The organism is Streptomyces sp. NPDC005648 (genome assembly GCF_040605395.1).
GTDB lineage: Bacteria > Actinomycetota > Actinomycetes > Streptomycetales > Streptomycetaceae > Streptomyces.
In genome coordinates this window covers 1-20434 of sequence record NZ_JBEXCS010000116.1, presented here as the reverse complement: position 1 = coordinate 20434, position 20434 = coordinate 1, and the positions used below count along the sequence as shown (strand labels likewise).

Annotated in this window: 20 protein-coding genes and 1 tRNA gene; 12 read left to right on the top strand and 9 right to left on the bottom strand. The window is 69.2% G+C overall.

The features are described from left to right. Positions 1-50 precede the first annotated feature (50 nt). Entirely contained in the window at positions 51-812 is a 762-nt protein-coding gene (locus ABZT17_RS40065; protein WP_356356835.1) for a phosphoglyceromutase, read from the top strand. 63 nt (positions 813-875) lie between these two features. Here the strand turns inward: ABZT17_RS40065 and ABZT17_RS40060 are convergent, their stop codons facing one another. From ABZT17_RS40060 to phoU, 3 genes are all read right to left on the bottom strand, one after another. Next, on the bottom strand, positions 876-1124 hold the full coding sequence (locus ABZT17_RS40060) for an SCO4226 family nickel-binding protein (protein ID WP_356356833.1): 249 nt from the start codon (positions 1122-1124) through the stop codon (positions 876-878). 153 nt (positions 1125-1277) lie between these two features. After that, on the bottom strand, positions 1278-1430 hold the full coding sequence (locus ABZT17_RS40055) for a hypothetical protein (RefSeq protein ID WP_356356832.1): 153 nt from the start codon (positions 1428-1430) through the stop codon (positions 1278-1280). A 127-nt stretch (positions 1431-1557) separates the two neighbouring features. Next, positions 1558-2259 carry a phosphate signaling complex protein PhoU gene (gene phoU / locus ABZT17_RS40050; RefSeq protein ID WP_356356830.1) on the bottom strand — a complete coding sequence of 234 codons (702 nt, stop codon included), beginning with the start codon at positions 2257-2259 and terminating at the stop codon, positions 1558-1560. A gap of 225 nt (positions 2260-2484) precedes the next feature. Between phoU and ABZT17_RS40045 the strand changes: the two genes are divergently transcribed. Both ABZT17_RS40045 and ABZT17_RS40040 read left to right on the top strand, forming a co-directional pair. Continuing rightward, a complete protein-coding gene (locus ABZT17_RS40045; protein WP_356356828.1) occupies positions 2485-3750 on the top strand; it encodes an ATP-binding protein in 1266 nt (421 codons plus the stop codon). Then, on the top strand, positions 3747-4427 hold the full coding sequence (locus ABZT17_RS40040; protein ID WP_007382946.1) for a response regulator transcription factor: 681 nt from the start codon (positions 3747-3749) through the stop codon (positions 4425-4427). Before ABZT17_RS40045 ends, ABZT17_RS40040 begins: the two co-directional genes overlap by 4 nt. A gap of 120 nt (positions 4428-4547) precedes the next feature. On the opposite strand, the gene ABZT17_RS40035 is transcribed toward ABZT17_RS40040, so the two are convergent. Next, positions 4548-5198, bottom strand: a complete 651-nt coding sequence (locus tag ABZT17_RS40035) for a DUF461 domain-containing protein (protein WP_356356826.1) — start codon at positions 5196-5198, stop codon at positions 4548-4550. A 615-nt stretch (positions 5199-5813) separates the two neighbouring features. Here ABZT17_RS40035 and ABZT17_RS40030 point away from each other — a divergent pair. From ABZT17_RS40030 to ABZT17_RS40005, 6 genes are all read left to right on the top strand, one after another. After that, positions 5814-6296 carry a CarD family transcriptional regulator gene (locus tag ABZT17_RS40030; RefSeq protein WP_003953493.1) on the top strand — a complete coding sequence of 161 codons (483 nt, stop codon included), beginning with the start codon at positions 5814-5816 and terminating at the stop codon, positions 6294-6296. Between the two features lie 275 nt (positions 6297-6571). After that, on the top strand, positions 6572-7324 hold the full coding sequence (gene ispD, locus ABZT17_RS40025) for a 2-C-methyl-D-erythritol 4-phosphate cytidylyltransferase (RefSeq protein WP_356356824.1): 753 nt from the start codon (positions 6572-6574) through the stop codon (positions 7322-7324). Then, positions 7314-7808, top strand: coding sequence for a 2-C-methyl-D-erythritol 2,4-cyclodiphosphate synthase (gene ispF / locus ABZT17_RS40020; protein WP_356356822.1), 495 nt, complete (start codon positions 7314-7316; stop codon positions 7806-7808). Before ispD ends, ispF begins: the two co-directional genes overlap by 11 nt. A gap of 75 nt (positions 7809-7883) precedes the next feature. After that, on the top strand, positions 7884-9281 hold the full coding sequence (cysS, locus tag ABZT17_RS40015; protein WP_356356821.1) for a cysteine--tRNA ligase: 1398 nt from the start codon (positions 7884-7886) through the stop codon (positions 9279-9281). Positions 9282-9411: 130 nt separating this feature from the next. Then, entirely contained in the window at positions 9412-10353 is a 942-nt protein-coding gene (gene rlmB, locus ABZT17_RS40010) for a 23S rRNA (guanosine(2251)-2'-O)-methyltransferase RlmB (RefSeq protein ID WP_356356819.1), read from the top strand. Positions 10354-10470: 117 nt separating this feature from the next. After that, entirely contained in the window at positions 10471-12105 is a 1635-nt protein-coding gene (locus ABZT17_RS40005) for a DoxX family membrane protein (protein ID WP_356356817.1), read from the top strand. A 149-nt stretch (positions 12106-12254) separates the two neighbouring features. Here the strand turns inward: ABZT17_RS40005 and ABZT17_RS40000 are convergent, their stop codons facing one another. The 3 genes from ABZT17_RS40000 to ugpC all read right to left on the bottom strand — a co-directional run bounded on the left by ABZT17_RS40000 (position 12255) and on the right by ugpC (position 14922). Further along, positions 12255-12986: a nucleotidyltransferase family protein gene (locus ABZT17_RS40000; RefSeq protein ID WP_356356815.1), complete on the bottom strand. Its 732-nt coding sequence runs from the start codon at positions 12984-12986 to the stop codon at positions 12255-12257. Between the two features lie 108 nt (positions 12987-13094). Then, the gene (locus ABZT17_RS39995) at positions 13095-13559 is read right to left on the bottom strand and encodes a hypothetical protein (protein WP_356356813.1); all 465 of its coding nucleotides are present in this window, start codon (positions 13557-13559) and stop codon (positions 13095-13097) included. Positions 13560-13785: 226 nt separating this feature from the next. Beyond that, positions 13786-14922: a sn-glycerol-3-phosphate ABC transporter ATP-binding protein UgpC gene (gene ugpC / locus ABZT17_RS39990; protein WP_356356811.1), complete on the bottom strand. Its 1137-nt coding sequence runs from the start codon at positions 14920-14922 to the stop codon at positions 13786-13788. A 216-nt stretch (positions 14923-15138) separates the two neighbouring features. Between ugpC and ABZT17_RS39985 the strand changes: the two genes are divergently transcribed. The 3 genes from ABZT17_RS39985 (at position 15139) to ABZT17_RS39975 (ending at position 16097) form a co-directional block, all read left to right on the top strand. Next, a tRNA-Thr gene (locus ABZT17_RS39985) sits at positions 15139-15212 on the top strand. 436 nt (positions 15213-15648) lie between these two features. Continuing rightward, entirely contained in the window at positions 15649-15810 is a 162-nt protein-coding gene (locus tag ABZT17_RS39980) for a peptidoglycan-binding protein (RefSeq protein WP_356356809.1), read from the top strand. 29 nt (positions 15811-15839) lie between these two features. Continuing rightward, positions 15840-16097 (top strand): hypothetical protein, encoded by a 258-nt coding sequence (locus ABZT17_RS39975; protein ID WP_356356807.1) that lies wholly within the window; start codon positions 15840-15842, stop codon positions 16095-16097. Between the two features lie 116 nt (positions 16098-16213). On the opposite strand, the gene ABZT17_RS39970 is transcribed toward ABZT17_RS39975, so the two are convergent. Both ABZT17_RS39970 and ABZT17_RS39965 read right to left on the bottom strand, forming a co-directional pair. Beyond that, entirely contained in the window at positions 16214-17092 is an 879-nt protein-coding gene (locus ABZT17_RS39970) for a hypothetical protein (protein WP_356356805.1), read from the bottom strand. Beyond that, positions 17085-20186 carry a LamG domain-containing protein gene (locus ABZT17_RS39965; protein ID WP_356356803.1) on the bottom strand — a complete coding sequence of 1034 codons (3102 nt, stop codon included), beginning with the start codon at positions 20184-20186 and terminating at the stop codon, positions 17085-17087. Before ABZT17_RS39965 ends, ABZT17_RS39970 begins: the two co-directional genes overlap by 8 nt. Positions 20187-20434 lie beyond the last annotated feature (248 nt).

Here is a 20434-nt window from a genome sequence, read left to right as displayed (position 1 = left end):
TGCTGGGCGGGTACTCCTTACGGCCGAACCGGTGGATTACGCTCTGACCCATGGCCGACGCACCGTACAAGCTGATCCTCCTCCGCCACGGCGAGAGCGAGTGGAACGCGAAGAACCTGTTCACCGGCTGGGTGGACGTGAACCTCAACGAGAAGGGCGAGAAGGAGGCAGTCCGCGGTGGCGAGCTCCTGAAGGACGCCGATCTCCTCCCCGACGTGGTCCACACGTCGCTCCAGAAGCGAGCGATCCGCACGGCGCAGCTCGCGCTGGAGTCGGCGGACCGCCACTGGATCCCGGTCCACCGCAGCTGGCGCCTGAACGAGCGCCACTACGGCGCCCTCCAAGGCAAGGACAAGGCGCAGACCCTCGCGGAGTTCGGCGAGGAGCAGTTCATGCTGTGGCGCCGGTCCTACGACACCCCGCCCCCGCCGCTCGAGGACGGCACGGAGTTCTCGCAGTCCGCGGACCCCCGTTACGCCTCCATCCCCCCGGAGCTGCGCCCCCGCACGGAGTGCCTGAAGGACGTCGTGGTCCGCATGCTCCCGTACTGGTACGACGGCATCGTCCCCGACCTCCTCGCCGGCCGCACGGTCCTGGTCGCCGCCCACGGCAACTCCCTGCGCGCCCTGGTCAAGCACCTGGACGGCATCTCGGACGCGGACATCGCGGGCCTGAACATCCCGACCGGCATCCCGCTCCACTACGACCTCGACGCCGACTTCAAGCCGGTCACCCCCGGCGGCACGTACCTCGACCCGGAGGCGGCGGCGGCCGCGATCGAGGCGGTAAAGAACCAGGGCAAGAAGAAGTAGGGATTGCGATCATGCCCCTGACCTGCGCGGGAAGCGCGGATCAGGGGCGTTTTCCCGCTCGGGCTAGACCGACAGCGGTACCGGGACGACCTCGTCCGCCCGGTGGCCGGCGCGTTCGTGGACGCGCTGTACCGCCTCCGCCGTGGGCGCCTCGGAGAGGCAGTACACCGTGCCGGACTCCGGGTCCGCCCATGCCTGTTCGAAGTGGACGCCCTCGTCCTTCTCCACGGCGAGGTCGGCCTGGTGGGCCTCGCGCAGTTGGTCGGCAGTGATGCCCTTCATCCCGTGGTGTACGTCCATGAACTTGGCCATGGTCCCGTACCTCCTTCCGATGTCGACCGCCGTTCCTTCCAGCCCTTCCATGCTGCGCCCCCGCGTCCGCCCCGGCGAGCGCAGCGAAGGGCCCCCGGTGCGCGGAGGCACCGGGGGCCCTTCAGGGTCGTAGAAGAACGGCGTCCTGCGCGGTCAGCCGCACTGGCACGGATTGCCCGACTGGCACCCGCAGCCGCAGCCCGAGCCGCAGCCGCACGCACCGAAGAGCGGAAGGCTCCTGATGTCGGCGGGGTGGTCCGTCTCGCTCTCCTGCGTCGGGTCGGGCTGGGTCGGGGCTTCGGCCATGAGTCCTCCTGAGGCCTAGAGGCTGGTGCCTGTGCTCATTGCATGCCCGTTGCTGCGGGCGCATCAACGGCGCACTGTGGCGCCGACGCGCGCCCTGGCCTCGGCGACTACGCCCCGCCCTCTGCGGCTACGCCCCCTCGCCGCCCGTCACCGGCTGGATCTCCGGCTGGATGTCGGGCTGCAGCTCGTCCGCGTGCTCGCCCGTGACCAGGAAGACGACGCGCTTGGCGACCGCCACCGCGTGGTCGGCGAACCGCTCGTAGTAACGGCCCAGGAGCGTGACGTCGACCGCGGTCTCGATGCCGTGCTGCCAGCGGTCGTCCAGGAGGTGCTGGAAGAGCGTGCGGTGCAGCAGGTCCATCTCGTCGTCGTCCGACTCCATCTGGAGCGCCAGGTCGACGTCCTTGGTGATGATGACCTCGGCCGCCTTCGCCATCAGACGCTGCGCGAGCTGGCCCATCTCCAGGATGGTGGCGTGCAGGTCGTGCGGGATCGCCCGGTCCGGGTAGCGCAGCCGGGTGAGCTTGGCCACATGCTGGGCCAGGTCGCCGGAGCGCTCCAGGTCGGCCGACATCCGCAGCGAGGTGACAACGATACGGAGATCCGTCGCCACCGGCTGCTGGCGGGCGAGCAGGGCTATGGCCCTGGCCTCCAGGTCGTGCTGGAGGTCGTCGACCTTCTGGTCGCCCTCGATGACAGCCTCGGCCAGCTTCAGGTCGGAGTCGAGGATGGCGGTGGTGGCGCGTCCGATCGCCGACCCGACCAGCCGGGCCATCTCCACCAGACTGTCGCCGATCGAGTCAAGTTCCTCGTGGTACGCGTCCCGCATCAGGGTTCCCTCTCGTGCGTGTTCATCGGGGGCTGCCGGGGGTCGGGGCCCGCCGTGAAAACCGGCGCTTCGCACCCCACGCTCCCACGATCCGGCTGGAACGCGTCGGTTTCCGTCACCCCAAATGAACCATCACTGGCTCCAAGGTGAACTCTGGGCGACGAGTGTTCGAGCTCGCACCTCGACGGCTGTGGTGATGTCGTACCCCATGCCTAACCTGTTTGCATGGACGTGAACGCGGCGGTCGCCGCAGCGGCAGCGATCGCCGGGGTGCTCACCGGCGTGATCGCCATGCTGGCGTTCCGCTGGAGCGAGCGGGAGCAGAAGCGCCCGACCCGCACCTCCCTGCACACGGACCCGGTGCTTCCGCCGGGCGTGGACACGGTCCTGTCGGTGCTCCGCTCCTCGGCCGTCGTACTGGACGAGGCGGACGCCGTGGTCAAGGCCAGCTCGGCGGCGTACGCCCTCGGCCTGGTGCGCGGCGGGCGGCTCTCGGTCGACCCGATGCTGAAGATGGCCCGGGACACCAGACGGGACGGGGAGATACGACAGGTCGAGCTGGACCTGCCCCGGCGCGGGACCGGCCGCGGGGAGGCGCTCGCCGTGTCCGCGCGGGTGGCACCCCTCGGGTCGCGGCTCGTGCTGCTGCTCGTCGAGGACCTCACCGAGGCCCGCCGTATCGAGGCCGTCCGGCGTGACTTCGTCGCGAACGTCAGCCATGAGCTGAAGACACCGGTCGGCGCGCTCTCCCTTCTCTCCGAGGCCGTCATGGACGCCTCGGACGACCCGGAGGCCGTCGAGCGCTTCGCCGGACGTATGCAGATAGAGGCGACCCGGCTCACCAACCTCGTGCAGGAGCTCATCGACCTGTCCAGAGTCCAGAACGACGACCCGCTGGAGGACGCCGAGCCCGTCCGCGTGGACGAGCTCGTCGCCGAGGCCATCGACCGCTGCCGCCACCAGGCAGGCACCAAGCAGATCACCATGGCCGCCGGCGGCACCGCCGACCTGCATGTCTGGGGCAACCGCGGCCAGCTCGCCGCCGCCCTCGGCAACCTGGTCGAGAACGCCGTGAACTACTCGCCGGCCCGGACCCGCGTGGGCATAGCCGCCCGCCGGGTGACCGCGCCCGGCGGGGACATGATCGAGGTCGCCGTGACCGACCAGGGCATCGGGATATCCGAGAAGGACAAGGAGCGCGTGTTCGAGCGCTTCTACCGAGTGGACCCCGCCCGCTCCCGTGCCACCGGTGGTACGGGACTCGGTCTGGCGATCGTCAAGCACGTGGCCGCCTCGCACGGCGGGGAGGTCACGGTGTGGAGCGCCGAGAACCAGGGCTCCACTTTCACCCTGAGGCTGCCGGAGGCGGGTGCGGCCCGTGACCGCGCCCAGCAGCACCCCGACCTCGACGGTCTCGACGACGAGACCGGCGATTCCACCCCCGAGTCATCCCCGTACGAACCGCTTCCCGCCCCGGAGGTCCTTCCGTGACCCGAGTGCTTGTCGTCGAGGACGAGGAGTCCTTCTCCGACGCCCTGTCGTACATGCTCCGCAAGGAGGGCTTCGAGGTCGCCATCGCGGCCACGGGCCCCGACGGACTCGACGAGTTCGAGCGCAACGGCGCCGACCTCGTCCTCCTCGACCTGATGCTGCCGGGGCTGCCCGGTACCGAGGTGTGCCGCCAGCTGCGCGGCCGCTCGAACGTCCCCGTCATCATGGTGACGGCCAAGGACAGTGAGATCGACAAGGTCGTCGGCCTGGAGATAGGAGCCGACGACTATGTCACCAAGCCGTTCTCCTCGCGTGAGCTGGTCGCCCGTATCCGGGCCGTCCTGCGCCGCCGCGGCGAGCCCGAAGAGGTCACCCCGGCCGCCCTGGAGGCCGGTCCGGTCCGGATGGACGTGGACCGCCATGTGGTCACGGTCTCCGGCTCCAAGGTCGACCTGCCCCTCAAGGAGTTCGACCTGCTCGAGATGCTGCTGCGCAACGCCGGCCGCGTCCTGACCCGTATGCAGCTCATCGACCGGGTCTGGGGCGCCGACTACGTGGGCGACACCAAGACGCTCGACGTCCACGTCAAGCGCCTGCGCGCCAAGATCGAGCCGGACCCGGGGGCGCCTCGGTACCTGGTGACGGTGCGGGGGCTGGGCTACAAGTTCGAGCCGTAGGCCGCCTGCCGCACGCTCACCGCTTCACACCGCTGCACACCGAAAGGGCGGGACCTCGTGATGAGGTCCCGCCCTTTCGGTTACGACTCGTCTACGACGGCACAGGCGCCGTACGACCGCTCACTGGCCGGCCGACGAGCTCGCGGAGGCCGCGCCCGTCGGGGTGGTCGGCGTCGACGGGGACGTCGAGGCCGACGGGGAGGACGACGCGCCCTTGGTCGGGGAGGGGCTGGTGCCGGTGCTCGGGGCGGTCGGCACTTCGGTCGGGCCCCACTTCTCGAAGTAGCTCTTGGCCGGGACCACGTAGGCGCGCAGGCTCACGTCACCGGTGGTGCTGAAGGTGAAGGTGACCTTGCGGACACTGCCGTCCTGGACGGCCTCGTGCCCGTTCGCCAGCACGGCGCTGGCGTTGCCCTTGCCGCCGATCACCACGGAACCGTGCGCCGGCACGACGAGCGGCCCCTTGCCCTTGGCGGGCTTGAGCTCGGCGGTCTGGCTGACGTTGGGGAGGGTGATGGCGTCCAGGGTCTGCGCGGTGTCACCGTTGTTGAACAGGGTCGCCGAGATCACGGCCGGACCGGGCGCGGTGATGTCGGGCTGGGTGATGATCAGCGCGTTCTGGATCTTGATGTTGCCGACCTTGACGGCCGCGTTGTCCGGCTTGACCTGCAGGGTCTGAGCGTCGCTGCCGGCGGCGCACGCGGAGAGCGCGGCGACGGAGACTGCGATGGCGGCCGCGGCGAGGGCGCCGCGTCGAAGGCTGCTGCTCACGGCGGCGGCAACTCCTTGACTCGAACGTGGCGGCCGAAAAAGCCGCCCCAAGTATCTGTCAGCGGCCATAGGTTACCGAGCCGTTCCCACGCCACCGCACCCGACCCTCCCCCAACGGGTCGGCTTCCGTGCGCAGGTTCCCTCAGCAGGGGGTAGCCCGGCCTCTCGTCCGGCATTCACATAAGTGCGGCAAGAGGGCCCGAGTCATAGTCCGGCCTGCGGCACGCAAATCTTCAGTGAAGGAATGCGCGGCCGTTCCCGGAATTGATCACGACGTGCAACAACCGGCCGTCGAGGCCCCGGTCGGTGATCAATTCCGGAATCGATGCGGAAGCGACTCCTGCCACCGAACGGAGTAGCGGAAGTCGCACATCTGGAACCGGACATATGGTGACGTTCGTCCGCTCGTGGCGGCCTCCAGATGCGTGTAACGTGCGCGTTTCACCTCCCCCGAAGAGCCCCTCCGACCTGCGAATACCCGCTTCAGTCCGCCCCGCGCAGCACGTTCCTGTTGCGGTTGTCAAGCCCCGAGATATGCCCTGACCTGCGAAAACGCCATTCAGAACACGCCGAATCCGTGTTACCCTGGATAGCCACGGAAGGGGTACCTGTCACATGACGTTCAAGGTTGGCGACACCGTGGTCTATCCCCATCACGGGGCCGCGCTGATCGAGGCCATCGAAACTCGCCAGATCAAAGGCGTGGACAAGACCTACTTGGTGCTGAAGGTCGCCCAGGGTGACCTGACGGTACGTGTGCCAGCGGACAATGCGGAGTTCGTCGGCGTACGTGATGTGGTCGGTCAGGACGGGCTGGACCGGGTCTTCGAGGTGCTGCGCGCGCCGTACGCCGAGGAGCCCACGAACTGGTCGCGCCGTTACAAGGCAAACCTGGAGAAGCTCGCCTCCGGCGATGTCATCAAGGTCGCGGAAGTCGTGCGTGACCTGTGGCGTCGTGAGCGTGAGCGCGGACTGTCCGCCGGTGAGAAGCGCATGCTCGCCAAGGCCCGCCAGATCCTGGTGAGCGAGCTCGCCCTCGCGGAGAACACGAACGAGGACAAGGCCGAGGCCCTGCTCGACGAGGTGCTCGCGTCCTGAACCACTGACGCAGGCATGCCGGCCCGCTTCAGCACTCAGTACATCGAAATGCCGCGGTGCCCGATGACATCTCCACTGTCGCCGGGCGCTGCGGCATGTTCGCACTCGGACGCCCGTACGTGCGTAAACCCTCGGGGGATTACCCCGATACTTGGCGTGCCGGGCCCGGGCAGCAGACTCGACCGGTGTCACGGAAGGGTCCGGTCAAGGCGTCGCGCCCGGCACTTCCCAGGCCATACCCACGTAGGTCGAGCACACAAACCTGACAGGAACCGATGTCTCACGATTCGCGCCCTTCGCTCACGGAAGCCCGCACGGCGGCCGTGATCCCGGCCGCCGGCCGGGGCGTACGCCTGGGTCCGGGCGCCCCCAAGGCGCTCCGCGCGCTGGGCGGCACCCCGATGCTCGTCCACGCGGTGCGCGCGATGGCCGCGTCCCGTGCGGTCTCCCTGGTCGTCGTCGTGGCCCCGCCCGACGGCGCCTCCGAGGTCAAGTCCCTCCTCGACGCGCACGCGCTGCCCGAGCGGACGGACTTCCTGGTGGTGCCGGGTGGGGAGTCCCGCCAGGAGTCGGTGCGGCTGGGGCTCGACGCGCTGCCGCCGGAGTACGACATCGTGCTGGTCCACGACGCCGCCCGGCCGCTGGTTCCGGTCGACACGGTGGACGCGGTGATCGAGGCGGTGCGGGACGGAGCGCCGGCCGTCGTGCCCGCGCTGCCTCTCGCGGACACCGTGAAGGAGGTCGAGCCGGCCGTTGCCGCCGGTGAGCCGGAGCCCGTGGTGGCCACCCCGGTCCGGGCGCGGCTGCGCGCGGTGCAGACGCCCCAGGGCTTCGATCGGGCCGCGCTGATCCGCGCCCATGACGAGATCACCGAGGACGTCACCGATGACGCGAGCATGATCGAGCGGCTGGGCCTTCGGGTCGTCGTCGTCCCCGGTCACGAGGAGGCCTTCAAGGTCACCCGCCCGCTGGACCTGGTGCTGGCGGAGGCGGTCCTGGCCCGCAGGAGGCTGAACGATGGCTTCTGACAGCGTCCCGCTTCCCCAGGTCGGCATCGGCACCGACATCCACGCCTTCGAGGAGGGCCGCGAGCTGTGGTGCGCGGGCCTGAAGTGGGAGGGCGAGGGCCCCGGTCTGGCCGGCCACTCCGACGCGGACGTCGTGGCCCACGCCGCCTGCAACGCGCTCTTCTCCGCCGCCGGCCTCGGTGACCTGGGGCAGCACTTCGGCACCGGGCGCCCCGAGTGGTCCGGCGCGTCCGGGGTGACCCTGCTGACGGAGGCCGCACGCATCGTGCGGGCCGCCGGCTTCCGCATCGGCAACATCGCCGTACAGGTCGTGGGCCCGCGCCCGAAGATCGGCAAGCGGCGCGACGAGGCGCAGAAGATCCTCTCGGAGGCGGCCGGAGCACCGGTGTCGGTGTCGGGGGCGACGACGGACGGCCTCGGCTTCCCGGGGCGGGACGAGGGGCTGATGGCGGTGGCGACGGCACTGGTGGTGCGGGCCGGCTGACGGCCGACGTCACGAAAACGTCCCCTTGGGCGGAACGGGCGTAAGGCACTGCCTTCCGCCCACTACCCTGGAGTGGTGACCATTCGTCTGTACGACACCAACGCCCGGCAGATCCGTGACTTCACCCCGCTCACGCCGGGTTGTGTCTCGATCTACCTCTGTGGTGCCACCGTGCAGGCGGCCCCGCACATCGGGCACATCCGCTCGGGCCTCAACTTCGACATCATGCGCCGCTGGTTCGAGTACCGCGGCTATGACGTGACGTTCATCAGGAACGTCACGGACATCGACGACAAGATCATCGCGAAGGCGGCCGAGCAGGGTCGCCCGTGGTGGTCGATCGGCTACGAGAACGAGCGGGCCTTCAACGACGGCTACACCGCGCTCGGTTGCCTGCCCCCGACCTACGAGCCGCGTGCCACCGGGCATGTGACCGAGATGGTCGAGATGATGCAGGGCCTCATCGAGCGCGGTCACGCCTACGAGGCGGACGGCAACGTCTACTTCGACGTGCGGTCCTTCCCCGGCTACCTGGAGCTGTCGAGGCAGGAGCTCGACAACCTCCTGCAGCCCTCGGGCGACGGCGAGACCGGCAAACGGGACCCGCGTGACTTCGCCATGTGGAAGTCCGCGAAGCCCGGCGAGCCGACCTGGGGCACGCCCTGGGGCCGCGGGCGCCCCGGCTGGCACCTGGAGTGCTCGGCCATGGCGCACAAGTACCTGGGCTCCGCCTTCGACATCCACGGCGGCGGCCTCGACCTGATCTTCCCGCACCACGAGAACGAGATCGCGCAGGCGAAGGCCTTCGGCGACGACTTCGCCCAGTACTGGGTGCACAACGCCTGGGTCACCATGGCCGGCGACAAGATGTCGAAGTCGCTGGGCAACAGCGTGCTGGTCTCCGAGATGGTCAAGGCGTGGCGGCCGATCGTGCTGCGCTACTACCTCGGCACCCCGCACTACCGCTCGATGATCGAGTACAGCGAGGAGTCGCTGCGCGAGGCCGAGTCGGCGTTCGCGCGCATCGAGGGCTTTGTGCAGCGGGTCGTGGAGAAGGCCGGTCCCGTGGAGCCGTCCCCCGAGGTGCCGCCCGCCTTCGCCGAGGCGATGGACGACGACCTGGGCGTTCCGCAGGCCCTCGCCGTCGTGCACACCACCGTCCGGCAGGGCAACAGCGCACTGGCCGCCGACGACAAGGAAGCCGCCGTGGCCCGCCTCGCCGAGGTGCGCGCCATGCTCGGCGTCCTGGGCCTGGACCCGCTCGACCCGCACTGGGCCGGCGAGACCGACCGCGGCGAGGACCTGCACGGTGTCGTGGACACCCTTGTGCGTATGGTCCTCGACCAGCGCGAGGCCGCCCGGTCCCGCAAGGACTGGGCCACCGCGGACGCCATCCGCGACCAGCTCAACCAGTCGGGCCTGTCGATCGAGGACAGCCCGCAGGGCCCGCGCTGGAGCCTGGGCCCGCGCTGACCCCGTCGCCGATCCGATGATCGATTGTGCCGCCCGGCCCTCCGGGCGGCACACTGCATAGACGTACGAAGACATCAGCAGTACTTCCAGCCGTACTCCCCGCAGTACTTCCGTAGAGAACAGGTAGGTCATGGCCACTAACAACCGCCGCATGTCCGGCAAGAAGGGCGCGCAGGTCGGCAGTGGTGGCCAGCGGCGCAGGGGCCTGGAGGGCAAGGGCCCGACCCCGCCCGCCGAGATGCGCAAGGGCCACAAGAAGAACCGCGTAGCCAACGCCAAGGCGAAGCAGGCGGTACGCCGTCCCGCGCCGCGGGGCCGTGGCGGCAAGTCGTCCTCCGAGCTGGTCGTCGGCCGCAACCCGGTGGTCGAGGCGCTCCGCGAGGGCGTGCCGGCCTCCACCCTCTACGTCCAGCAGTTCATCGACAACGACGAGCGCGTCCGCGAGGCCCTCCAGCTCGCCGCCGAGCGCGGTGGGATCAACCTCATGGAGGCCCCCCGCCCCGAGCTCGACCGCATGACGAACGGCCTCAACCACCAGGGCCTGGTCCTCCAGGTCCCGCCGTACGAGTACGCCCACCCCGAGGACCTCGCGAGCGCCGCCTACGACGACGGTGAGGACCCCCTGATCGTCGCGCTCGACGGTGTGACCGACCCGCGCAACCTGGGCGCCGTCGTCCGCTCCGTCTCCGCCTTCGGCGGCCATGGCGTCGTCGTGCCCGAGCGGCGCGCGGCCGGGATGACCGCCGGCGCGTGGAAGACGTCGGCCGGCACCGCGGCCCGCACCCCCGTCGCCCGCGCCACCAACCTGACCCGCGCCCTGGAGGCGTACAAGAAGGCGGGCATCGTGGTCGTCGGTCTCGCCGCCGACGGCGAGCACGAGATCGGCGAGCTGGGGGCCCTGTCGGGCCCGGTCGTCATCGTGGTCGGCAGTGAGGGCAAGGGCCTCTCCCGCCTGGTCGGCGAGACCTGCGACTTCCGGGTGCGCATCCCGATGCCGGGTGGCGCGGAGTCGCTGAACGCCGGTGTGGCGGCCGGGATCGTGCTCTACGAGGCCGCACGCAAGCGGGGCTGAACACGCGTCCGTGGCCTCACCCGTGCGGGTCAATCCGGGCGTCACGGGCAAGCTTGACGGAGTCCGGACACATCCGGCGAGTCAAAGCAGTGTCCTAAACACACGTCACTCGGTTAGATGAGTGTGGACACCAGAACACCCCGCACACCCACGGGGGACCGCTCGTCGGGATTCGATTCCGGGTTCGACGACGCTCCCGCGCTGAGCATGGTGAAGGTGCCGAGCGATCCGGCGCAGATCATCGTCAATCATGCGAGCTTCCGCGTGCAGCTCGGCGCCTCGACCCGCGCCCAATCGCCGCGGATCGCGCGGCACTTGGGCGCCGCCGAGGACACCGCCCGGATCCCCGCCGCGAGCGCCGCGGTCGGCAGACCGGGGGCGGGCGCGGCCCGTCGCCGGCCCGTGGTCTGGAGCGGCCGGTCGGCCCCCGACGACACCGGCGCCCACCGCCTGCTCCAGGCCGTGCGGGGCGGCAGCGTCCGGCACCCCGAGGAACCGGCGGGCGACGCCGGGGCCACGCAGGTCATCCCCCGCGTCGACGTCGGCACGAGCACCTACGACGAGATCTACGACGAGTTGGAAGCGACCGTCGAGACCCCCGTCGTAGGAGCCCAGCGGCGCCATGACGACACCGGCGGCACCCGACTGCTCCCCGACATGCGCACCGTGGGCAGCGCCTACGACGAGGAACACGCCTACGGGGAGCAGGAGTTCGAGGAGTACGGCGAGGACGGGTCGGACGACGGCCGGCTCTCCAGGCGGCACGGCGACGACCCGGCCCGGCACGCCTACTACCCCGGCCGCCGGATGAACCTCGGCGTCGTCCTGCTCCCGCTCCGTATCTTCCTCGGCTTCATCTCCATCTACGCCGGCATGGGCAAGCTCTGCGACCCCGTCTACTTCGACGGCGGCAAGCGCGGCTCCATGGTCAAGTGGCTCAACACCCTGCACCCGTGGGAAGTCGCCGAGCCGCTGCGCCAGTTCGCCCTGCACCACCCCGTCGGCTCCGGCCTCGTCATCGCCTTCGCGCAGGTCGTCGTCGGCGTCCTGACGGTCCTGGGCTGCTGGCAGCGCGTGGCCGCCGTCTTCGGCGCCCTGCTCTCCGCCGCGCTGATCGTCACGGTCAGCTGGAAGACCGTCCCCGCCTACGACGCCCCCGACATCATCTACCTCGCCGCCTGGTCCCCGCTGATCATCGCGGGCGCCCCCGTCTACTCCGTCGACGGCCGTCTCGCGGGCAGCGCCTGGCGGCGGCTCGGCCCCCGCGCCGACATCTGGGACCTGCGGGCCTACGTCCTGCGCCGCGGCGCCCTCGTCACGGCGATCGTGGTCGGCCTCACGCTCCTCGTCGGCTCCCTGCTCGGCGGCGCGGTCCGCGACGCCGACCGGGTGGTCGTGCCCGGCCCGGGCGAGGCCCCGCGCAACGAACTGCCCGGCTCCCCACTCCCGCAGGAGCCCCGCAGCCAGTCCCCGTCGACCTCGCACACACCCACCCACCGCGCCACGGCCACCCCCACGGGCAAGGCGACGGTCCCGAGCAGCACGGCGACGGGCGGCGCCCCCAGCCAGACGCAGGGCACCGCGGGCCAGACCCCGCGCCGGCACACCTCCCCGTCCGGCGGCGGCGCCCCCAGCACCACCTCAGGCCCCACGTCCGGCGGCTCCACGGGCGGCACCGGCTCGACCGGCGGCACCGGCTCCGGAGGCTCCTCCTCCGGACAGCCGGGCCTGGTGGGCGGCCTGTTGGGGTAACCAGGCCGGTGGGCGACATCCTGGGCACACCCACCGGCTGAGACGCAGAGACACCGGCCCACGAAAAAGGTCCCGTACAGCGGATGTACGGGACCTTTCGGCGTCGGAGGAGCGGACTCCTCTCGGCGGTGCAGGCGTAAGGGGGCCTCCTACCGTCCCAGGGCCGCCAGTTCCTTCGCGGCCTCGGTCAGGTCCTTCGCCGTGTCGATGGCCCGCCAGTACGCCCCCTGCGGGATCGGGAAGCCCGCCAGGCGCCGCTCACGGGCCAGGTGGGGGAAGGTCGTACGCTCGTGGTCGCCGCGCTCCGGGAGCAGTCCGGCGAACGCGGGGGAGAAGACGTACACACCGGCGTTGATCTCGAACGTGGACGGCGGGGCCTCGATGAAGTCCGTGATGTGTCCGAAGCCGTCCGTCTGCACCGCGCCCCAGGGGATGCGCGGGCGGGCCAGCGCGAGGGTCGCCACCGCGTCCCGCTCGGTGTGGAAGTCGGCCATGTCCCGCAGCGAGAAGCGGGTCCAGATGTCGCCGTTGGTGGCGTACCAGGGCCGGTCGGGGTGGGGCAGATGCGCGGCGGCGTACCTGAGGCCGCCACCGCGGCCCAGCGGCTCGGTCTCGACGACCGTGGTGACGTTCACCGGGAGGTCCGCCGTCTTCAGCCAGTCCTGCAGCACCTCGGCGAGATGCCCGCAGCTGACCACGACGTCGGTCACCCCCTCCTCGGCCAGCCAGACGAGCTGATGGCCGATGATCGGCGTCCCCGTGCCGGGGATCTCGACCATCGGCTTGGGCCGGTCGTCGGTGTACGGACGCAGCCGTGAGCCCTGGCCTCCGGCCAGGACGACGGCTTGCACGGGGCGGGACGCAGCGGTCGGATGGGTCATGACCGAAACTGTACGGGGCGTCCCGCTCGCGGCTTACGCCAGGAACCGTTCCTTGTGCAGCCGTTACCCTCCTCCGAACCGGTCCGGGGGAGGGCGCGGGCGGCGGGGTCAGCCGCGTGAGGCGGCGACCCCGGAGGCGAAGGACGTGTCGCAGACGGGGCGGGCGTACGACTGCGCGCGCGGCGCGCCGTACACACGCGCCGCCGCACGGCCCAGGGCGCGGGCGATGGCGGTGCAGTGGCCGGCCAGCGAGGGGCGCTCGTTCACGGCCTCCTGGAGGTGCGTGAGGACGACGCCCGGGTTCTTGTGCTGGAGCTCGGACAGCAGCTGGTCGCGCAGGACGTCCTGCGGGGCACGGTGGACCGCCGCCACGGCGACGCCGGGCTTCGCGTCGTCGATCGCGTCGGAGGCGGTGAGCACCGACTTGGACGGGCTCCCCGTCCAGTTGACCCGGGTGACCGCGAGGGTCCCGGAGAGCACCAGGACGACGGGCAGGACAAGGGCGAGTGTGCGGCCGATCCGGCGGGCGGGGCCCCGGCCGCGTCGCGTCTGTTGGCTAGTGGAGTGCTTCACGCGAGTGAGGGTAGCGCCCGGTAATGATTTGGCGACATTTAGTCACCGGTTCGGGGGATGAACTGGTGCCTCTTCTGGGGTACGCCGTTGACGTACACCGCTCGAAATGACCGGTCTGCCGGGGTATTTGTCGACAGCGAGAAGGGCCCCGCAGCTGGTCGCGGGGCCCTTCTTGTCAACCGGGGCGAATTCACCCTGGTCGGAGGTTTCCGAAGTTGCCGGCGGCTCAGTCGGTGAGGCGCTCGCCCGTGGAGGTCGAGAACACGTGGGTCTCGCCCGGGCGCGGCACGACGTGCAGCGTGGAGCCCTTCTCCGGGACGCGGCGGCCCTCGACACGGACGACCAGGTCCTTGGTCTCGCCGCCGACCTCGGCGGTGCCGTAGACGTAGCCGTCGGCGCCGAGCTCCTCGACGACGTTCACGGAGACCGCGAGACCGGCCGGCTTGTCCTCGGTGTCCTTGGACAGGGCGGAGGCGGCGGCGCCGTTCTCCTCGACGATGTCGAAGTGCTCCGGGCGGACACCGACGGTGACCGTCTTGTCGCCCCTGTCCGTCGCGGCCTTCAGCGCCTCACGGTTGACCGGGACGACACTGTTGCCGAACTTCACGCCGCCGTCGGTGATCGGGACCTCGACCAGGTTCATGGCCGGGGAGCCGATGAAGCCGGCGACGAAGAGGTTTGCCGGGCGGTCGTACATGTTGCGCGGCGAGTCGACCTGCTGGAGCAGACCGTCCTTGAGGACCGCCACCCGGTCGCCCATCGTCATGGCCTCGACCTGGTCGTGGGTGACGTAGACGGTGGTGATGCCGAGACGGCGCTGCAGCGAGGCGATCTGCGTACGGGTCGACACACGGAGCTTGGCGTCCAGGTTGGACAGCGGCTCGTCCATGAGGAACACCTGGGGCTCACGCACGATGGCGCGGCCCATGGCGACACGCTGACGCTGACCACCCGAGAGGGCCTTCGGCTTGCGGTCCAGGTACTCCGTGAGGTCGAGGATCTTCGCGGCCTCCTCGACCTTCTTGCGGATCTCCGCCTTGTTGACGCCGGCGATCTTCAGGGCGAAGCCCATGTTGTCGGCGACGGTCATGTGCGGGTACAGCGCGTAGTTCTGGAACACCATGGCGATGTCCCGGTCCTTCGGGGGGAGGTGCGTGACGTCGCGGTCACCGATGCGGATGGCGCCGCCGTTGACGTCCTCGAGCCCCGCGAGCATCCGGAGCGAGGTGGACTTTCCGCAGCCGGACGGGCCGACCAGTACGAGGAACTCGCCGTCCTCGATGTGGATGTCGAGCTGGTCGACGGCGGGCTTCTCGGTGCCCGGGTAGATCCGGGTCGCCTTGTCGAACGAGACAGTGGCCATGGTGATGGGCCCCCTTCTACCGGCAGGAACGTGCCGGACGATCCGTTGTAGGAAGGTGGTGGTGTAGTCCACGAGGGTGAACTGGCACAGGACGGTACCTGGCGTTCAGCCGTATGTCAGTACCCGAAGGCATGTGAACTTCGCGGAAATTTTCGACAGGGGGCCCCTGGGACCTGGGTACACTGCACGAGCACGCGGCATCCCGCACCCGTGCACGCCTCCTTAGCTCAGATGGCCAGAGCAACGCACTTGTAATGCGTAGGTCGTCGGTTCGAATCCGACAGGGGGCTCTGAAGAACCTCTGGATTCACTGCTGTGACCTGGGTTTTTTCTTTTCCTTGACCGATAGGTGGTCTAAACCACCACTCCGTCAGTTGGTGTGAGGGCCAGATGGGGCCCGGCTGGGGCCAAGATTGCCTTGCGCATCTGCGATGCGTAGGTCTCATGTTTGCACTCCAGGAACGACTCCAAGGCGAATCTCGTTTCAGTCCTGCGAATTGTTTAATTCTCGCGAGCGTGGCCATGGAACTCTGGCAAATTAGGTATGCTTACCCTGTGACTTGCGGTGGGCGATCAGTTTGTCACTCGGCCCCCGGGGCCTATGGCCGCCGCCCGGCCGGGGTGCGGGAGAAACGGCTCGTTCAGGAAACGGCCCTGAGGGATGCCCGGAGTGTGCGTGGACGCTTTGTGGGCGCGCCAGCTGTGCTGGACCGAGGAGACGGTTCTGTGCGCAAGGGCTACGGCAAGTACTACCGCGTCGGCCCGTCCCGCGACTGGGACGAGGCGGACCGCCTCAACGTCGTCGACTTCCAGCACGCCCAGAAGTGGACCGGCTCCGACGCCGACGGCTACCCCGGCCCCGAGAGCTGGCTCCGGCTCTTCTCCTGACCCTCCCATCAGCCAAGGAGCAAGAGTCCATGAACAACCTCTTCACCTCGCTGGTACGCACTGGGGTCCCGGCCGCCGGCGGCTGGCTTGTCGCTGTCGCACTGCGCCACGGCCTCGCCCTTGACGCCGCCGCGGTCACGGGCGTCCTGACGCCGGTCGCGACCTTCGCGTACTACGGCGTGTTCCGGCTCGCCGAAGAGCACTTGTCGCCGCGGTACGGCTGGCTGCTCGGTTACTCGCGACCGCCGAAGTACGAGACGCCGAGGCTCGCGCTGCCACCCAACTGACCGCGGATGGTATGTCGTTGAAAGCCTGTAACCACGCATGGAAGAAGGCCCCTCACCTCACGGTGAGGGGCCTTCGACCTCTTGGAAATACCCACCCTTTCAGCGGGCTGGGTTGGTCAGACGTAGTAGCCGCTGGAGTCGACTATGAAGTCGGCGGTGCCGTCGCTGTTGTTGTAGATGCTGATCTGGCCGTTGGCGTCGATGGGAGTGAGGGTGAGGTTGGCGAGAGTGTCGCCGGTGCCCCAGTTGAGACTGCTGGTGGCGGGCTTACCTCCAGCGGTGGGGTAGGCGATGGCGTAGCCGCTACCAGTGGGGCCGGTGACGGTGAGCATGGCGGCGATGGTGGGGGCGGCGGCACTGGTGACCTGCTGCGTGGTGCTGCCGGTCAAGGTGTAGGTGCCGAGGGCGGCTACGGCGCTGCTGCTTCCTCCGATGCCGCTGCGGGTGTCGACGAGACGTGTGGGGTTGAGGGTGTGGAACTTCTGGCCTGTTGTGCTGGTGGTGTAGTAGCCGGAGATGTCGGCCAGTACTGCGGTGGCGTTGCCGTGCACGGAGATGGTGATAGTTCCGGAGGTGCCGATGGGGACGTCGCCGGAGAGCGAGGCGATCGCGTTGCCGCTGGTGAAGCTGAGGCTGGTGTCGGCGGTGGGGGCGTACCCGGTGGCGTAGGCCTGGAGGAAGCCGGTTCCAGCGGCGTTGGCGGCGGCGAGGTTGACGGCGAGGGCGGTGGCGTTGCTGGGGATGCCGTTCAGGCTGGTGACCTGGAGGGTGAAGTTGGTGCCGGCGGCCACGGTGCCGGTGGTGGTCAGACTGGTGTGGGCGATGCTGGAGCGGGTGTCCAAGGCACGGACCTGGCTGGTCAGCGGTGTGTAGGTCTGGTCGCCAGTGAGGGTGGCGTCACTGGCGAAGTAGCCGGTGACGTCGACGATCAGGGCGGCGGTGCCGCTGCTGCTGTCGAGGTGGGTGTAGAGGTCGATCTTGCCGTCGTTACCCACCGGGACGATCTGGTAGCCGGTCCGAGTGGTGCTGGCGGTGAAGTTGGTGGATGAGGTGATGGGGCGTTGGGTGCCGTCGGCGTAGGTGGTGACGTAGCCGTGGTCGGTCTCGGCGGTGGCCGTGACGTCGACGGCGACTGCGGTGACGGTGCTGGGGATCGTGGTGGGTGCCCCGCTGACCGGTGTGGTGACGGTGTCGCCCGCGATCTTCAGGTGGGTGACGGAGTCGGAGGCGACCGTGCTGGCGCCCGCGGTGACGCCGGACGTGTAGGTCAGGCCGCTGCTGGAGCGGGTGTCGAGGATGCGGGTGGGTGTGACGGCACTGGTGGTAGCCGGCGGGAGTGTAGGGCTGGGCTGGGGGTACGACGGAGCCAGTCCAGGTGCGGATGCGGGCGAGTTCGCCGCTGTAGTAGTCGGTGCGGGCGGAAGCGTTCAGGGCGTCTCCGAGCTGGAAGTTGCCGCTGGCTCCGGTGCTGGGGGCGGTGTGGTTGCCGGTGGCGACGAAGACGTCGTCGACGTAGAGGTTCATCACGCCGGTGGTCTTGTCATAGGTGGCGGTCAGGTGGGCCCAGGTGCCGAGGTGGACGGTGCCGCCGGTGATGGTGTCGAAGTTCCAGGCGGTGCCGGCGCCGGTGTTGAGGCTGAACTGCCAGCCGTCGCTGGTGGGCAGGAGCAGGATCCCGGAGTCGGCGCTGCCGCTCTGTGAGAGCACCGCGCCGCCGTAGGCGTTGGGGTTGGCCCAGGTCGACACGGTGAACGACTTGGTCAGATCCAGGGCCTTGCTGCCCTGCAGATAGTCATGGTCACCAGAGGCGAGTGCGATATCGGGGTCGAAGAGTCCGCCGTCGGGTGCGGTGACGCCGCTGGTACCGGTGAGGGTGATCGCACTGGTGGCCGCGTCGTCGGCGGTGAGCGCGGTGGTGTCGTAGTCGTTGAGGGGCCAGTCGTGGGTGTCGGTGCTCAGAGCCTGGCCGGTGGGGGTGCTGAAGGTGGCAGTGGCGCCGGAAAGGGTCATCTCATGAGCGGTGGCGGTGCCAGTGCTGCTGATGGTCCACAGGTCGGGGGTGTTGTCGTTGTTGATGTCGGCGGATTGGAGGGTGGGCTGGCTGACGGAGTCCCAGCCGGAGGCGGCGGCCTCGATGGAGGTGAGGGTGGTATCGGTGGCGCCGTTGGAGAGGGCGTCGTAGGACAGGGTCTGGAGGTTGGCGGGGCTGAGGTACCAGAGCTGTCCGTGGGAGGGGTCGCTGGTGTCGGTGCTGGTGTCGCGGGCGAACAGCTCCGGCAGGCCGCTCGCGTCAAGGGTGCTGGTGATGGTCCAGCCGCTCCAGCCGGTGGTGCAGCTGGTGGTGGTGCTGGTGTTCTGGGCGAGGCAGTAGGGGTTGTAGTCGGCCAGGTCGGTGGCCTGGTCGGCACCGGGGTACAGGCCGGCTCCGGGTACCGAGTTCTCGTCGTACAGCGAGCCGTTGAGGACCAGCAGGAGGTCCGGATAGCCCGTGGGCGTTTCGCCGTTGACCGTGTAGTACAGACCGCCGCCGGTGGCGATGGAGGTGGCGGGTGTGGTGGTGTCGGTGGTCGTGCCGTCTTCGTTGAAGGTCGTAGTGGTCTGGGCGAAGACTCCGGTGGAGTTGGTGACGGGCAGAGAGTCGACGGGTTGGAGGTCGGTGCCGTCGCCTTGGCCGCGCAGGATTTCGCCGCTGACTGCCCCGGTGGAGGTGTCGTAGCCGTAGTCGAGGATGTCGTTGAAGCCGGCTCCGGTGAAGAAGTGACCGGTGATGGTCTGGGTGCCGGTGTAGGAGGTGGCGGTCTGGGTGGTGTTGACCCCGTTGCCGTCGATGCCGATGTTCCGGGCGGCGGCGTTGATCTTCCCGCTGCCGGTGCCGGTGGCCTGCCAGAGCCCGGCGGGCAGGGAGTTCTTGCCGCCGACGGTCAGCAGGTCGGCGTTGCCGTCGCCGTTGAGGTCGTCGTCGGAGGCCGTGGCCGGAGCTCCGGCGACGAACCGGTAGTCGTAGGTGTCACCGATGTTGCCGCTGGTTCCGACGGCGGTGACGGTCAGGACGTCGGTCTGGGTGGTCGGCTTGAGCGAGATGGTGGCGGTGTAGGGGCTGGAGCTCGAGGCGGTGACGCTGACCGGGTTGCCGCCGTTGAGCTGGTAGCGGTAACTGCCGGGCGCCGTCGTGGTGTTGGTGTCCGTGATCGTGAAGCTTGCCGAGGTTCCCACTATGCAGAGGCTGTCGCCCGACGGGCTGTCGGTGAGCTCGGAGCACTGACTGGTGGTGGAGGTGACCGGGGCGACGGTGGGGGCGCCGGGTGCAGTGGGGTCGTAGTAGAAGTGGCAGGTCTTGGACTGACTGCTTGTCAGGTGCTGGTCGGTGACGGTCAGGTACCAGGCGAACTCGGTCTTCGCGGTGAGCGCCTGGAAGGGGCCGGAGCTGCTGGTGTGGGAGTAGAGGGTACTGGCGGTAGTGCTGCTGGTGGCGTTGATCGCGCGGGTGTAGGTGGTGCCGCTCGACATGTTCTTCAGCGTGAAGTTGGCGGTGAGCGGGCTGGTGGTGCCGTCCGGGTCGGAGACTCCGGCCCGCAGGGTCACGTCACCTAGGCCCAGCGAGGTGGGCGTGGTGGCCGTGCAGCTGGTGCTCGGGGCGGTGGTCAGCGAGGTGGGGGTGTTGGGGGTGTGGTCGTAGGTGGTGGTGATGGTGGCCTGCTTGCTGAACTGCTTCCAGGCCAGGTCATTGCTCTCGTCAGCGGCACGCAGGCCGAAGGTGGCCTTCGACCACTTGCTGTCGGCGGCCTGCTGCATCAGTGAGGTGATGTCGAAGGTGACGTCGGCTGGGCCGCAAGAGGTGGACCAGCCGTGGGCGACCGTCTGGGTGTCGACCTTGCTGAACCAGAACTTCTTGTCGGGATCGCTGGAGCTGTGCGTGTTGTTCCAGGTGGTGCCTGAAGAGATGGAGCCGGTGTGCCACAGGTCGACTTCCTCCTTGGCGCAGGAGGCCGACCAGTTCTCATAGAAGGAGATGTTGGAGGAGATGACGTCCTTCGCGCCCCAGATGTTGCTGTGGATGCTCGTCTGGAACAGGGCGCGGTTGGTGGACACGTCGGAGGTCCAGTCCGTGTAACCCACGTGCAGAGGGCCGGGAGTTGACGCGGCGGGCTTGTAGAACGCCGTGTCGGGCCACTCACTGTCGACGAACGCCCACGCCTGGACGGTGTCGGTCTGCCCGGAGGCGGTGAAAGAGGGGTCGATGTAGGGCGTTTCCCCTTGAGCGTGGACACCCTGATCATTGGATCGTGATGATCCATAGGACAGGAGTTCCCGTTGGGGACGTCGAAGTACTCGCCTGA